General features: G+C 58.1%; 14 protein-coding genes and 1 pseudogene. 8 read left to right on the top strand and 7 right to left on the bottom strand.

Features of this window, described 5'->3' with window-relative positions:
* Positions 1-175: 175 nt before the first annotated feature.
* On the top strand, positions 176-655 hold the full coding sequence (locus tag POTG_RS04020) for a DsrE/DsrF/DrsH-like family protein (RefSeq protein WP_036644137.1): 480 nt from the start codon (positions 176-178) through the stop codon (positions 653-655).
* Positions 656-792: 137 nt separating this feature from the next.
* A complete protein-coding gene (locus POTG_RS04015; protein WP_009223521.1) occupies positions 793-2,343 on the top strand; it encodes an aminotransferase class V-fold PLP-dependent enzyme in 1,551 nt (516 codons plus the stop codon).
* A 136-nt stretch (positions 2,344-2,479) separates the two neighbouring features.
* On the opposite strand, the gene POTG_RS04010 is transcribed toward POTG_RS04015, so the two are convergent.
* Entirely contained in the window at positions 2,480-3,442 is a 963-nt protein-coding gene (locus POTG_RS04010) for a DMT family transporter (protein WP_009223520.1), read from the bottom strand.
* Positions 3,443-3,524: 82 nt separating this feature from the next.
* Between POTG_RS04010 and POTG_RS04005 the strand changes: the two genes are divergently transcribed.
* Positions 3,525-4,619, top strand: coding sequence for a hypothetical protein (locus tag POTG_RS04005; RefSeq protein WP_232282222.1), 1,095 nt, complete (start codon positions 3,525-3,527; stop codon positions 4,617-4,619).
* Between the two features lie 89 nt (positions 4,620-4,708).
* Here the strand turns inward: POTG_RS04005 and aguB are convergent, their stop codons facing one another.
* Both aguB and POTG_RS03995 read right to left on the bottom strand, forming a co-directional pair.
* A complete protein-coding gene (gene aguB / locus POTG_RS04000; protein WP_009223518.1) occupies positions 4,709-5,587 on the bottom strand; it encodes an N-carbamoylputrescine amidase in 879 nt (292 codons plus the stop codon).
* A gap of 29 nt (positions 5,588-5,616) precedes the next feature.
* The gene (locus POTG_RS03995; protein ID WP_036644135.1) at positions 5,617-6,660 is read right to left on the bottom strand and encodes an agmatine deiminase family protein; all 1,044 of its coding nucleotides are present in this window, start codon (positions 6,658-6,660) and stop codon (positions 5,617-5,619) included.
* Between the two features lie 477 nt (positions 6,661-7,137).
* Between POTG_RS03995 and POTG_RS03990 the strand changes: the two are divergent.
* Both POTG_RS03990 and POTG_RS03985 read left to right on the top strand, forming a co-directional pair.
* Positions 7,138-7,569, top strand: a pseudogene (locus POTG_RS03990) (helix-turn-helix domain-containing protein); the annotation flags it as partial.
* A 62-nt stretch (positions 7,570-7,631) separates the two neighbouring features.
* Positions 7,632-7,856, top strand: coding sequence for a hypothetical protein (locus POTG_RS03985; RefSeq protein WP_232282221.1), 225 nt, complete (start codon positions 7,632-7,634; stop codon positions 7,854-7,856).
* Positions 7,857-7,864: 8 nt separating this feature from the next.
* Here the strand turns inward: POTG_RS03985 and pcp are convergent, their stop codons facing one another.
* Entirely contained in the window at positions 7,865-8,473 is a 609-nt protein-coding gene (pcp, locus tag POTG_RS03980; protein WP_009223515.1) for a pyroglutamyl-peptidase I, read from the bottom strand.
* Between the two features lie 313 nt (positions 8,474-8,786).
* Here pcp and serS point away from each other — a divergent pair, with 313 nt between their 5' ends.
* From serS to POTG_RS03965, 3 genes are all read left to right on the top strand, one after another.
* Positions 8,787-10,079 (top strand): serine--tRNA ligase, encoded by a 1,293-nt coding sequence (gene serS, locus POTG_RS03975; protein ID WP_009223514.1) that lies wholly within the window; start codon positions 8,787-8,789, stop codon positions 10,077-10,079.
* Positions 10,080-10,258: 179 nt separating this feature from the next.
* Positions 10,259-10,519 (top strand): C40 family peptidase, encoded by a 261-nt coding sequence (locus POTG_RS25230; protein WP_332306492.1) that lies wholly within the window; start codon positions 10,259-10,261, stop codon positions 10,517-10,519.
* A 96-nt stretch (positions 10,520-10,615) separates the two neighbouring features.
* Entirely contained in the window at positions 10,616-11,317 is a 702-nt protein-coding gene (locus POTG_RS03965; RefSeq protein ID WP_232282220.1) for a guanylate kinase, read from the top strand.
* 142 nt (positions 11,318-11,459) lie between these two features.
* Here POTG_RS03965 and POTG_RS03960 read toward each other — a convergent pair whose 3' ends face one another.
* The 3 genes from POTG_RS03960 to POTG_RS03945 form a co-directional block, all read right to left on the bottom strand.
* Positions 11,460-12,176: an ArsR/SmtB family transcription factor gene (locus tag POTG_RS03960; RefSeq protein WP_232282219.1), complete on the bottom strand. Its 717-nt coding sequence runs from the start codon at positions 12,174-12,176 to the stop codon at positions 11,460-11,462.
* A 221-nt stretch (positions 12,177-12,397) separates the two neighbouring features.
* Complete coding sequence (locus POTG_RS03955) at positions 12,398-13,459, bottom strand: LLM class flavin-dependent oxidoreductase (protein ID WP_009223511.1); 1,062 nt, start codon at positions 13,457-13,459, stop codon at positions 12,398-12,400.
* A 539-nt stretch (positions 13,460-13,998) separates the two neighbouring features.
* On the bottom strand, positions 13,999-14,500 hold a 502-nt coding region (locus tag POTG_RS03945), incomplete at its 5' end, for a glycerate kinase (RefSeq protein ID WP_009223510.1).

Here is a 14,500-nt window from a genome sequence, read left to right as displayed (position 1 = left end):
AGAAAGGGTACCTAAAAGGTACCCATGAAATCAAGGACCCTCGGTCAGCCCGCGGATGAACGCGCATGGACAACCGCCATTTTTGAGCGATTTGTGAACCGAGGATAGGCTGCCTTCCCGGAACCATACTAATACCAGCTTTATCCAAATCATCAACGATGGAGGCTGGACCGTAATGGCGCAAAAAAGAATGAATCTGCTGATGTTCAGCGGGGATTACGACAAAGCAATGGCCGGGCTGATTCTGGCGAACAGCGCGCGGGATATCGGTGTGGAGGTGACGATGTTTTTTGCCTTCTGGGGCCTGTTTCTCGTGCGCGATCCGGAGAAGATGACGCTGGAGGACAAAACGCTGTATGAGAAGCTGATGACTTGGATGACCCCCAAAGGGCCGGACGAGCTGCCGCTCTCCAAAATGAATTACAGCGGGCTGGGCAAATGGATGTTGGATGAGATGATCGAGGACCAGGAGGCCCCCCGTCTGATCCACTTTCTCAAAGGAGCCCGCAAGAAAAACATCAAGTTCTACGGCTGCAAGCTGTCGGTGGAGATTATGGGCTTTAAGCCGGAGGAATTCCTCCCGGAGGTGGAGATCATCGATGCCCAAACGTACCTGCGCGATGCCTTGGAATCGGATATTCAGCTGTTTATCTGAAGACGAAGCCTACGTAAGGCGCGCCGCTGTCCGCTTTGTGGAGGTTTTCTGAACTTTCCCCCGCAGCCCTAACCCCCCTAGGCGAATGCACATAACCTAAAGCGTTATTACAGTAACCTAACAGGGGGAGACTTGGTTTGCTGGAGATAGAGGAATTGGAATTTGAGGTTTACCGGAAAAATACGATCGGCTACCGCCATCCTTTTGTTACGCCGTACGGGACGCAAACGTTGCTCTATGCCGATTGGGCCGCCAGCGGCCGCCTATATCGGCCGATTGAACAGAAGCTAGCCCAGGAGATCGGCCCGCTGGCGGGCAATCCCCACACCGCCGCCAGCTTGACCGGCACGGCCATGACCTCCGCTTATGAGGAGGCGAAGCGGATCATCAAGCACCATGTCCACGCCGGCCCCAACGACATCCTGTTATTCGAGGGAACGGGGATGACGGGGGCGGTGAACAAGCTGCAGCGCCTGCTTGGATTAAAGGTCCCCGCCGCTTGGCGGGCAGCTTACCGGAGCGGAATGGCCGAACGGGAGCGGCCGGTTGTTTTCATCACGCATATGGAGCATCACTCCAACCACATCTCCTGGGCGGAAACGATCGGCGAGGTCGTCTGCCTCCCGCCGGGGGCCGACGGCCGCGTGGATCCGGCTTGGCTGGACTTCCTGCTCCGCCGCTACCGGGAGCGCCGCGTCAAAATCGGCGCGTTTACCGCCTGCTCCAATGTGACCGGCTTCGTGACGCCAATTCATGAGCTCGCGCGGGTGATGCATCGGCACGGCGGCATCTGCGTGGCGGATTACTCCGCCAGCGCCCCTTACGTCCCGATCAATATGCATCCGCCGGGAGCGCCGGAGGAGCGGCTTGACGCCATCCTCTTCTCCCCGCATAAGTTTCTGGGCGGCCCCGGCACGAGCGGGGTGCTGGTGATGAATGCGGGGCTCAGCGCGGGGGCGTCGCCGGACCGCCCGGGCGGCGGCACGGTGTCCTGGACCAGCCCGTGGGGCTTAGTCCAGTATCTATCCGACGCCGAATCACGGGAGGATGGCGGGACGCCGGGGGTGATGCAGGCGGCACGCACGGCGCTATGCCTGCGGCTCAAAGAGAAGATGGGCGCAGGCCGCCTGCTCCGCCGGGAACGGGAGCTAACCGACCGGTTGCTGTCGGAGCTGGAAACCGTCCCAGGGCTGACCATCCTGGGCGGGCCTAGCCGCGAGCGTCTGGGGATCGTCTCGTTCACCCTGGATCAGGTTCACTATAACCTGGCCGTCAAGCTGCTGAACGACCACTTTGGCATCCAGGCCCGCGGCGGCTGCTCCTGCGCGGGAACGTATGGCCATTATCTGCTGGGCATCGATCAGGCTACCTCGCAACGGATCGCCCGCCGAATCGCTAGCGGCGATTTCACCGCAAAACCTGGCTGGATCCGGATCTCCCTGCATCCGATCATGACGGCCGACGAGGTCGCCTTTATCGGATACGCGCTCCGTCAGGTGGCCGCCCGAGGCCAAGATTGGGCTAGAGATTACAGCTACGATCCCCGAACCAATGAGTGGTCCCATCGGCGCGGAGAACCGCGGATCAACCTCGACGAATGGTTTCGCTTGCCGGATCCCAGCGCCAAGGGCAAGGGAATCCTTGCAGATGAACCCCGCCAAACGATAGCGGAACTTCACATCCCCTAAGCCAAGGCGATTCAGAAGATGTTCAACTTGGCGGAACAGGTCCTTGGGGTATTCGGCTCCTTGCGCGACCAGTTCCAACACCGTTTGCTCAACGCAGCCAAGACCGTTCACCACATGCAGCATCGCTTCTCCTCCTTCATAAAGATCGCGGTACATCAGGGATGCTTGCTGCATCCGGGTCGGAGACCACCGGCAGCTCCTGGCGTTTGGCCTCCTGCCCGGCACTGCCCGAGCCGCTTCGGTTCGCCAAGTACACCCCGCCGAGGATGAACACCAGCCCGACCAGCAAGCGCCAGCTCACCGGCTCGTTCAGCAGCGTGAACCCCCAAATAATCGCGCTCGCCGGAACGAGATACGTGACGGTGGTGGCGAATTGCGGGGTTCCTTTTTGGACCATAAAGTAGAACAAAATATACGCCACCCCCGAGCCAAACACGCCCAGCCCGATCACCGCGCCAAGCGTAGGGAGCTTAGCCAGCGGGGCCAGCGAGTCCCGCTCGGCGATCAGCGCCATAAGACCGCTGCCGCCCATCGCGCTGATCAAGGTGCCGAAGGTCACCTGATACATCGACAGCCCGCCGGACAGGCGCTTGGACAGGTGCGTGCCGACGGCATAACACAACGTTGCCGCCAGCATGCAGGCGAACCCAAGCAGGTCTACCGAGGCAAGCGAAGTTGGGCTGACGCCTACAAGTACGAGCAAGCCGAGGAAAGCGATTCCCATCCCGGCCCACTGCATCCGGCTCGTGGCAACGCGAAAGAAGATGACGCCTACCACCAGCGTCCACAGCGGAGTCGTGGCGTTGAGCACCGACGCCAGGCTGCTCGTCAGCCGCGTCTCGCTGAAGCCGATCAACGCCCACGGAATCGCCGTGTTGATCAGCGCCATGATGACCATCGCCAGCCAAGGAATCGAGCGGAACCCAAACGGCTTGCGCAAGACGAGCATGACGCCCGTAATCGTTGCCAGCCCGAAGGCAGATCGCAGGAACGCTACGGTCCAGGGGCCGAAGTCGGGCAGCAGGATTTTGATGAAGAAAAACGAACCGCCCCAAATTAAACTAAGCATAATTAAGGCAAAATACAGCGTACGTCCCACTCTTATCCCTTCTTTCTAGGATCTCTCGGGCATATCTAATAACGTAACCCGGATCTCTAATGATCTTGATTGTATCACGAGGATGCCTCGATGTTCATCGAAGCATGCCTGCAAATTTGAGGAGGTATGGATGAAAGTCGAGGAAGCTCGAAAGGCTGCCGCCCGATGGGTCGACCAACATGCCAGCCGGGAAGCCGGTTTCCTAGGTGCTTACTTCAGCGGCTCCACGGTGGGATTACCGGGAGAAGCAGATCTGCCGGAAAGCTCCGACATCGATCTGATCGTTGTAACTCAGCCGACAGAGCCTCCGCCGAAACTGGGAAAATTCCGTTACGAGCAAGCATTACTTGAAGCAACCTACCTGTCCTGGAGCCAGCTGGCATCGGCGGAAGCGGTACTATCAGATTATCATCTGGCCGGGAGCTTCCGGACGGATACGATCATCGCCGACCCTACGGGGCGGCTACGCCGGCTGCAAGCGGAAGTGGCCCCCCGCTTCGCCGAGAAGCCTTGGGTCCTGCGGCGCTGCAAGCATGCGCACGATCGGATCGAACGCGGGCTCCGCAGCATCGATCCCGAGGCGCCGCGGCAGGACCAAGTCTTAGGATGGTTGTTCCCAACCGGGGTGACAACCCATGTGCTGCTGACCGCGGCCCTTCGCAACCCCACCATACGGCTTCGTTACCTAGCGGCCCGCGAGGTGCTCGAGGCGTATGGGCATAGCGAGACCTATGCCGAACTGCTGCCGCTCCTGGGTTGCTCACAGCTCACCGCCCAAAGGACGGAGGAGCATTTGAAGGCGCTGGAGCGTACGTATGACACGGCGGCAGCGCGGGTTGCCACGCCGTTCCCCTTCTTAAGCGACATCACACCCGGCGCGCGTTCGGTCGCCATTGACGGCAGCCGCGAGCTGATTGAGCGCGGCCGCCATCAAGAGGCGGTGTTCTGGATCACCGCCACATTTGCGCGCTGCCATCAGATGCTGGCAGCCGACGCACCGGAGGAAGGGGAGCGGCTCGCCCCGGATTTCCACGCCTTGCTGGCCGACCTTGGCGTCGGAACCACGGCGGCCTTACTGCAGCGAGCAGATGAGGTGCTCCGCTATCTCCCCCGCCTCATGGCCGTTGCGCAGGCCCTCGTGGACGCCAACCCCGCTATCAAACCCGGCTCGACTTGACTCGCCGGGCCCGCCGCATCAGCACAAAGCCCCCAATCACAAAGTACGATGCAATTGGGGGCTATCTCATCTAGCGTTGCTTATGCAGTTTAGTCGATGCGAAGCTCGCCGTCGTAAGAGGTAATGATTTTGTAGAGGTCCGGCCGGCGGTCGCGGAAAATCCCCCACTCAATACGCTGGATCTCCAGCTGATCGAGGTCAAATTCCGCTACCAGCACCGTCTCCTCCGTACGGTTGGCTTCTGCAACTTTGTTGCCCTGCGGCCCGGCGATAAAGGACGAGCCATAGAACGTGATGCTCGAATCCTCGTCGGACTCAACGCCAACGCGGTTCGAGGCGATCACCGGCACCAGGTTGGAAGCGGCATGTCCAAGCATGCACATCTGCCAGTGATCCTTGGAGTCGATCGAGCTGTCCTGCGGCTCCGAACCAATCGCCGTCGGATAGAACAGCAGCTCGGCGCCCATCAGCGCCATGCAGCGGGCCGCTTCCGGATACCACTGATCCCAGCAGACGCCAACGCCGATTTTTGCATAACGCGTCTTCCACACTTTAAACCCGGTGTCTCCCGGATTAAAATAAAATTTCTCCTCATACCCCGGGCCGTCCGGGATATGGCTTTTGCGGTAAAGGCCAAGCACTTCGCCGTCCGCGTCAATCACCGCCAGCGAGTTGTAGCGTGCGTTGTTTTTTTTCTCATAGAAGCTGATCGGCAGAACCACTTCCAGCTCCTTGGCGACCTTGCGGAAGTGCTGAATCGCGGCATTCTCCTCCAGTTCAGTTGCGTAGACGTAGTAGTCAGACTTTTCTTTTTGGCAAAAATACGGCGTTTCAAACAGCTCCTGCAACAAAATAATTTGCGCCCCCTGCCGGGCCGCTTCCCGGACCAGTCGATCCGCCTTTGCGATATTTTCTTCTTTATTGGATGAACAGCTCATTTGCGTAGCCGCAACTTTTACGTTTCTCATGTCGTTGGTCGAACCTCCTTCATTCTCGTTTATGCGCGTCTTGCCGCCATTTGCTGCGTTGTGCAGTGGACGTTGCCGCCTTCACGGATGATCGCCATCCCGTCGACGGTGCGGATCTTGCGATCCGGGAAGGTGTCGCTCAGCACCTGAATGGCCTTGCGGTCGGTTGCCTCCGCTGCGCCGCCAAAGATCGGCAAGATGATGCCGCCATTGACGAAATAGAAATTCAAATAGCTCAGCGTCAGCCGGCTATCCTCATAAAAAGCCTTCGGCGGCTGCGGGATCGGGATGATCTCCAGCTTGCGGCCTTGGGCGTCCGTTGCTGCGCTGAGGATGGCGATATTTTCCTGGGTGATGGCATAGTTCTCGTCGCTTGGATCATCGCATACCTGCAAAATGACCTTACCCGGTGCGGCGAAGCAGGCCACGTTGTCAATGTGACCGTCCGTTTCATCCCCGTCTAGACCGCGTTTCAACCAGATGATTTGGTCGACGTTAACATAGTTTTTCACAGCGGCCTCAATTTCTTCCCGGCTCAGCTGCGGATTCCGGTTCTCGTTTAACAAGCACTCCTCGGTCGTCAGCAGCGTACCTTCCCCGTCCGTATGGATGGATCCGCCCTCCAGCACCAGCGGGGCATCAAACCGCTTGACGTTCAGGGCTTCCAGAATTTGCGGCGCTACCGCATCGTCCAGATCCCATGGCGAATATTTGCCGCCCCAAGCGTTAAAGCGCCAGTTGACCCCGGCCAGCTCGCCTTCCGGATTCACGAGGAACGTCGGGCCGTTGTCACGCAGCCAGGCGTCGTTATGCTCGATCGGCATAAAAGAGATCCGTTCCGTGTTCGGATCCTGCGCAAAGCGAGCCTTCACCTGAGGTAAATCGTTCGGATTCACAACCACGGTGATCGGTTCAAACTCAGCAATCGCCGTAATAAATTCGGCATATCCGTCGCATACCTCGGCATACCGATCCGGATAGACCATCGACGCCTGCACCGGCCAGGAGATGAAAGTACGTTCATGCGGCGCCCATTCGGCCGGCATTTTATAGTTCAAATCTTTTGGATACATCGTTTCCTCCACTAAAAAATAATTTATCGTTTTCGAGCTAAATCCGGGACTGTCCTCATCGCTGCTTCTCCATGAGATGCCCCCATGGGTGCTGCTTCCCATGCCCTAACGCGGATGAGAAACGCTATTGGACGGATTTTCGCGTTGTTCAATTTCTAACGATGCTGTGGATCGCTATTTTCATCAAACCGCTTGATTCCGGCTCGAAAAATCGGATTTAAGCGCGGTGAGCAGCGTTAAAATGGTATCTCAGCGATTTGAGCCGACTTAAGCGCTGCGGCAAGCGTTAGACTTGCGGATTACCCTGAAATTCTAGCGCGTTCACCCAATTTACCATGATATCATATAACAAATTTTCCGCGCCTACAAATGGAAGTGTTGTCCGAAAAATCAATGCCTGATTTTCGGCGACATCGTCTCGTCGCAAGCGCTATAATGGGGGCATCAATCAACACGTCAAGGAGGCTTTCGTCCCGCATGATTCCCGCTGAGCGAAAAGAAGAATATTATCAAGCGTTGCTGGAGAAAAACTCGGAGTATGAAGGAGTCTTTTACGTCGGCGTTAAAACGACCGGCGTCTTCTGCCGCCCGTTGTCCCATCCAAACCACGTGTCTGATTGGCTCCGCATGCTGGTGGAAGCTGTAGAAGCGAATCCGGAGAAGCGCTGGAGGGACGAGGATTTTCGGCAGCTCTCCGTCGATGCGTCCACAGCGCGCCGCCAATTCAAGAAGCGCTTCGGCATGACCTTCGTGGAATACGCCCGTGCCCGGCGCATGGGACTAGCCCTGGGGAACATTCGCGCTGGCCGGCCGGTCATCGATGCTCAGCTCTCCACGGGATATGAATCGAGCAGCGGCTTCCGGGATGCGTTCTCCCGCATGATGGGGGCTGCGCCAACCCGCCTGGGTGGTACCACAGAAGCCAACGCGATGGGCGAGGCTTGATCCACCGCGGCAAGGAGGTCGTGATCGTGGTGAACGACCAAGTTGTCAAGCTGCCCCGCGGCCAGCAAAGCGCCGCCGCCACGCAGGTGGCCAGCGGTGGCGGACGATATAGCACGGGCGGCACCAACTCCGCCATCAGCAGCCCCGGGACGCGCCAGCAGCACGCCGTCGGCGGCGGCAGCGGCAGCGTGGCTGCGAACAAGTACGGTCGCGGACGCCATAAGAAACACGGCCGTAAACGCAGAGGGTGATCTAAACGTTACTCCCCCAACACTTCGATCGCCCGTTCCAAGCCGATAACCAGCTGTTCCAGCGACATGCTGGGGGCGCCGGGATGCCGTTCCGCTTGTTCCGGCAGGTAAGGGACATGGATGAACCCGCCGCGGATTGACTTCCCGCTGACGGCGAGGTGGTGCATCAGCCCGTAAAAAAGGTGGTTGCACACGAAGGTACCGGCCGAAAGCGAAAGCGACGCGGGAATCCCCTCGCCCCGTAGACGGTCGACCATGCGCTTGACCGGCAGCGTGGTCCAATAAGCCGCCGGGCCCACTGGCACGACCGGCTCGTCAACCGGCTGGTATCCGGCATTGTCGGCGATGTTGGCGTCGTTTAAGTTGACGGCGATCCGTTCGAACGAAATCCCCTCTCGGCCGCCGGCCTGTCCCAACGCGATTACCACCTCGGGTTCGTATTGCTGGATGGCGGTTAGCAGTCGCTCGGTGGATTGTCCGAACACTGTGGGCAGCTCCAGACCTACAATCTCAAAGGAGCCGATCACACGGCCCTGCAGCCGGCGCACCGCTTCAACCGCCGGATTGACGGGTTCGCCGCCAAAGGGTTCGAAGCCGGTAAGCAATAATTTTTTCATTGGATCTTCCTCTCCCTCTTGATAACCGATGGTCGCTTACGTTATACTGCTAAACAAATCAAATCTCGGAATCATGCCTATGAAGAGCATCCAACTCGGAGGCGTTTTCGTCAAGGGGAACATCGCGTTAAATGCGTAAGCCCTTCCCCCTAAGCTAACCGGGTCCGCCCGTTACCGCGGAACTAAAGGGGATTGAACCGGACCTGCCGGTTTGATCAATTTGGGTGGCACCGCGAGTCGATAAGCGCTCCTCGTCCCAATCGGACGAAGGGCGCTTTTTTGTATTCATATCGAAAAAAGGAGCGGATCACCTATGTTAGACATCAAATGGATTCGGGAGCATCAAAAACAGGTTCAAACGGTGGCGGAGGAAAAGGGCATCGAGTTGTCGGTTCCCGAGCTCTTGCGCTGGGACGACCAACGCCGGGCGTTGCTGCAGGAGACGGAGCGGCTGCGCCAGGAGCGCAACCGGCTAACGCCGCAAATAGAGGCACTAATTCGGGAGCAAGAGCCGGAGGCCGCCGCCGCATTAAAAGACGAAGTCAAGCAGCTGAACCGGCGGTTGAACGGATTGGAGAAAGAGCTGGAGGAAGCCGAACACGAGTATCGACGACTGATGCTGCTCGTCCCTAACCGGGTCTCTCCCGATACGCCCAAGGGCCGGTCGGATCTCGACAATGTTGAGGTGAAGCGGGTCGGCGCACCTCCAACATTTGAATTTACACCGCGTGACCACGTCGCTTTAGGCGAGCTCCACCGGATGATCGACATCCCGCGCGGAGTCAAAACGGCTGGCGCACGCAACTACTACCTGAGCGGCGCAGGAGTCCTGCTCCACCGGGCGGTGCAGCAGCTCGCGATGGATCTCCTCGGAGCCAAAGGCTTCACCCTGCTGGAGGTCCCGTTAATGGTGCGCTCGGAGGCGCTCGTGAACACCGGGTTCTTCCCGCTAGGTGCGGATCAGACGTATCGGATGGCGGAGGACGACCGCTGGCTGGTCGGCACCGCCGAGGTTCCGCTCGTGTCGTATTACGACCGCGAAATCGTTGAACTCACCCAGCCGATCAAGCTTGCAGCGGCCTCGTTATGCTTCCGCAGCGAAGTCGGCTCGGCAGGCCGAGATGTGCATGGCTTATACCGCGTGCATCAGTTCTCGAAGGTCGAGCAAGTGGTGCTCTGTGAAAACAATCTGGATCTGTCGGAGCAGCTGTTTCAGGAAATCACCCAAAACGCCGAAGAGATGCTTCAGCTGCTGGAGCTGCCTTACCGGGTGATGGCGGTATGTACCGGCGACATGTCGCAAAAAACGTATAAACAATACGACATCGAAACGTGGATGCCTAGCCGCGGCGCTTACGGGGAGACCCATTCGTCATCGCAGCTATTGGATTTTCAGGCACGGCGTTCGAACATCCGCTTCAAGGACCGCAACGGTAAGCTGCAATATTGCTACACATTAAACAATACCATGGTGGCCTCGCCGCGAATCTTGATCCCGCTGCTGGAAAATCATCAGGAAGAAGACGGCAGCATCCGGATTCCGCTGGCGCTTCGTAAATATATGAATGGACTAGAACGCCTGACACCATTGGACCTGCAGGGATAGGTAACATTTTCCACAAAACAAATCCGCTTGGGTTTCGTTCAACTATATAAATCCATCCAGAAAATAGGTGATTTATGATGACGAAACCATGCTATACAGGATGTGAGCAGCGCTACGTTCAGCGAGGAACTGCTTCCTGCCGGCAGCAAGCTGCATGTCGTTCGTGAGGCCAGCGCGCTCTGGCTGGAGGTGCGTACCCCCGACGGGCGCTCCGGTTATGTATCCGCCAAGCCAAAGAGGGCAAGGAGGTTAGTCTAGACGAACTGCGCAAAGGGGATCTGCTGTTCTTCAGCGCACGCGGGTTGGATATCGGCCATGTTGGCATTTACATCGGGGATAATCAAATTTTGCCCACCTACTCCAAAGAGAAAGGCGTCCATATCGAAGCGTTTGACGGCCAGTGGAAAAAGCGGTTTGTGACCGCGCGGCGGGTGCTCTAGATGTCTGCTGGTTCTAGATCGAGTACATTCAGTTTTCCTCCGGGTTTGCCGACATAATAATTAAAGAGTTGGCAAAGGAGGTGAATCCGTGCGGTTTTGCCGGCGACGTACAAACTAATTAAGCCGGATAAGGCGCATGGAGACGCGATGTGGAAATGGCTGAAAGGCTCGAAAGCAACCTCTGATCCTGCCCGCAGCGAAGCCGCCGCGGCAACCCAAGCTGACGCGCCCCTGACGGATGATCTCCCCCCGCAGCCCAAGGTCATCATTATTACCGGGACAAGCGGCTCCGGCCGCAAGAGCATCGCCAAGCAGCTGAGCACTGACCTGGGCCTTCCTTATGTGCTGCCTTATACAACCCGTGCTATACGTATGGGGGAACGGGACGGCGAGCACTACCGTTTTATTGCGGAAGCGGACTTTCAGGCGATGGCCAGCCGACAGGAGTTCAGCCAAAGCGTTCGCTTGGAGCGAGGCAGCTACGGCATCGCGGAGCGCGATCTAAGCGAAGCGCTGGAGCAGTATGGCGCGGCGGTCGTCGTCGTGAATCATGAAGGCATGCAGACGCTGCGGAAACGGTTTGGCCCGCAGGCGATTCGGATTTTCCTCTACGTGACGAAGGAGGACATTCGACTGCGCGAGGAACGGGAAGGGGCGCCACCCGAGGTCGTCGAAGAGTATTTAAGGAACTACTCCGAGCAGGTGATTTACAAGAAGGAATCCGACTATCTACTGCAAAACATCGATCCCGCCGAGACGCTGGCGAAGATTAAGGTTTTTTTGCAGGACAAAATCTAAACAGAAGCGGGTTGTCTCGGCCGAATACGGCTGGGCAGCCCGTTTTTTGATGCGTGGAGCCTAGTTAGGCGGATAAAATAAGCCAGCATCGAGGGTCCTTTGGAACGACTAAGCCGGTACCGCCTGTACCGGCTTGTATGCGTTAGCCGATCCCTTCCTCTGTGTCCATATCTAGAGCAAAGGTTTCTTTTAACCCTGCCCGCCCTTTCGCGGTCAGCTTAACGGCCCGGCTCTGCGGACTTCGTTCCACCCACCCCAGCTCCAGCAGCCGTTCCAAGATCACGTTGCCAAGCGCCCCGGCCAGGTGATGTTGGCGTTCGCTCCAATCCAGGCATTTATGAGAAAAAGAACGGCGCTTGCTCTTCGCTCGGTCGATATCGACTCCAAATCGGTTCAGCAAGGCTTCGCCCTCTGCGGTAACTTCAAATACGCCGTCTCCTTCGGCAAGGATCCCAGCGCGCACCAAGCTTTGCGTCAGGCGAACACCGAGATTCCCTGCCAAATGATCATAGCAGGTTCGGGCATACCGCAGCGCCTGGTCCTCCGTCGCCTGTCGCAAGGATTGGACCGGGGCCGGCGGTGCAATCGACAACAACGATTCCAACACCCGGGCGACTTCCGGGCTTGCAATCCCGTAGTAGCGGTGACGGCCTTGTTTTTCGACGGCAACTAATCCGGCCTCCGTCAGCTTGGCCAAATGAAAACTGGCGGTTTGCGCCTGAATCCCGGCCATCCGGGCCAGCTCACCGGCCGCGTGATATCTTCCGTCCAGCATGGCCGTCAGCATCGCCGACCGGCTGGGGTCGCTGACGAGCGAGGCGATAACCGCCGCTTGTGTAGGCATGGATGCAACTCTCATGGCGATTGATTCCTCCTTTTTGAGGATGTCATCCATATTTCGATCCTCATTGTAATGTTCCCATTATACAATGAGCGAGAAGCCACTGAAAACCAGGGAGGGAACTCGTTTGTATTCTTCGAACTACTTCGGGCTCGGGGAGCCGCTGGGGAGGACGTTTCGGGCGGAGGTACGAGGGGGGGGAATGCAGCCGTTATCCTCTAGCCCCTTTACTAATGATCTTACTGAAGATCTCCGCCCTCGGCTTCCCAGCGCGCAACTTCCTCGCGGACGCGCGGCGCAACCTCCGTACCGAGAAGCTCGATGGCCCGCATCACATCCTCATGCGGCATGGTGCCAAGCGGACAATGCAGGAAGAAGCGGGTGATGCCGACATTTTTGCGCAAGTAAATGATCTTATTTGCCACGGTCTCCGGATCGCCGACGTACAGCGCACCTTCCAGGCTGCGAGCCGAATCGTAGGTAGCTCGACTGTAATGGCCCCAGCCGCGTTCGCGCCCGATGATGTTCATCACCGCCTGCGTCGAAGGGAAGAACTTCTCTACGGCCACATCATTCCGATCGGCGACAAAGCCGTGCGAATGGGAAGCCACGGTCAGCTTCGAGACATCATGCCCGGCTTGGGCTGCAGCACGCTTGTAAATCTTAACAAGCGGCGCAAATTGAGTCGGCCGGCCGCCAATGATCGCCAGCACCAGCGGCAAACCAAGCACACCGGCTCGAATGACGGATTCGGTATTGCCGCCGCTGCCGATCCAGACCGGGAGCGGGTTTTGTACAGGACGCGGATAGACGCCTAGATTGTTGATCGCTGGACGGTGCTTGCCTTGCCAGGTTACTTTTTCCGACTCGCGCAGCTTGAGCAGCAGATCCAACTTCTCTTCAAACAATTCCTCGTAATCGTTCAAATCGTATCCAAACAGCGGGAACGACTCAATAAAAGAGCCCCGCCCAGCCATAATCTCCGCGCGCCCGTTTGAGAGGCCATCCAGCGTCGCGAAGTCCTGGAACACGCGGACCGGATCATCGGAAGACAGCACGGTTACGGCGCTGGTCAGCCGGATACGCGTCGTCTGCGGAGCAGCTGCAGCTAACACCATCGCAGGCGAGGAAGCCGCATAATCCTGGCGGTGATGCTCCCCTACGCCAAACACGTCCAATCCGACTTTGTCGGCCAGGACGATCTCCTCTACCACCTCGCGCAACCGCTGCGCATGACTGATCGTTTCACCCGTGACAACATCCGGCGTCGTCTCCACAAACGTGCTGATCCCGATTTCCATGTTTCGTTCCTCCGCTTCGTCTTTGTTTATTAACTATATTTTTGTATTTTACTATACTTTTTTCATTAGAGCAAAAGAAAAACTGCTGAACTCGTCCACTAGCTGGTTGAGCTGTATTTGTAGGAGCCTTTGGAGGAGCCTGGGGGATGCCCCTTCTTACGCCTCTTTGCATGATTATCCCTTTTGTTCCTCTTTACACCACTATCCCTTTCATTCAGAAGTGGAGGTTGGATTTCTCCACCCTGATGCAACGGGATAATCGTCAAAAAGAGCGGATTGCATTGGTATCCCCTCCAACCTCGAAATATTAAAAAAGGGAGAAATGTTGTAGGTAGGCCATACAACATTTCTCCCCTTTGAGCTGCTGCGCGGGGGCGGCGGCATGAAGGTTCTTCTCGCGCCTCTTTGCACGATTATCCCTTTCGTTCAGAAACGGGGAATGGATATCTTCTCCATCCCCTGATGCAACGGGATAATGGTCCAAAGAGAGTAGACGGCATACGTCCCCGCAGGCCGCGACGACGCTGCCCGTGCACTCATCAGCCAAGCCGCAGCAGGCGGCCGATGTTTTCGCAGGCGCGCTCCACGTTGCGCGGCCCGTCAGCGAGCAGCTGCGGCAGGGCGGCCGCGCCGGGGGCGATGCCGAAGATCGCGTCGATCCCTTCGGCGTAAAGCGCGTCTGCGCCGTCGCCGATCGTCCCGGCGATCGCGATCACGCGCTTGCCGGCAGCCTTGGCGATTCGGGCGACACCGTAGGGCACCTTCCCAAACTTCGTTTGGAAGTCGATGCCGCCCTCGCCGGTGAACACCACGTCCGCCGCCGCCACCTTCTCCCGCAGGCCGGTAAAGTCGAGCACGATCTCGACGCCCCTGCGCAGTTCGGCCTGCGTAAAGAGCAACAGCCCGGCGCCTAACCCGCCGGCTGCCCCTGCGCCAGGGACGTCACGCACGTCCCGGCCCAGCTGCCGCCGCGCCACCTCCGCGTAATGCGCGAGCGCGGCGTCCAGCTGCTCCGCCATTGCGGCGGTGGCGCCCTTCTGC

The sequence above is a fragment of the Paenibacillus sp. oral taxon 786 str. D14 genome (genome assembly GCF_000159955.1).
Lineage (GTDB): Bacteria > Bacillota > Bacilli > Paenibacillales > Paenibacillaceae > Fontibacillus > Fontibacillus phoenicis.
This window is presented reverse-complemented; position numbering and strand designations above follow the sequence as displayed.

Bases quoted from the DNA above. Each gene is read 5' to 3' on its own strand.
- POTG_RS04020 (WP_036644137.1), top strand. From the start codon at position 176: ATGGCGCAAAAAAGAATGAATCTGCTGATGTTCAGCGGGGATTACGAC.
- POTG_RS04005 (WP_232282222.1), top strand. From the start codon at position 3,525: ATGCCTCGATGTTCATCGAAGCATGCCTGCAAATTTGAGGAGGTATGG.
- aguB (WP_009223518.1), bottom strand. From the start codon at position 5,587: ATGAGAAACGTAAAAGTTGCGGCTACGCAAATGAGCTGTTCATCCAAT.
- POTG_RS03995 (WP_036644135.1), bottom strand. From the start codon at position 6,660: ATGTATCCAAAAGATTTGAACTATAAAATGCCGGCCGAATGGGCGCCG.
- pcp (WP_009223515.1), bottom strand. From the start codon at position 8,473: ATGAAAAAATTATTGCTTACCGGCTTCGAACCCTTTGGCGGCGAACCC.
- serS (WP_009223514.1), top strand. From the start codon at position 8,787: ATGTTAGACATCAAATGGATTCGGGAGCATCAAAAACAGGTTCAAACG.
- POTG_RS03960 (WP_232282219.1), bottom strand. From the start codon at position 12,176: ATGAGAGTTGCATCCATGCCTACACAAGCGGCGGTTATCGCCTCGCTC.
- POTG_RS03955 (WP_009223511.1), bottom strand. From the start codon at position 13,459: ATGGAAATCGGGATCAGCACGTTTGTGGAGACGACGCCGGATGTTGTC.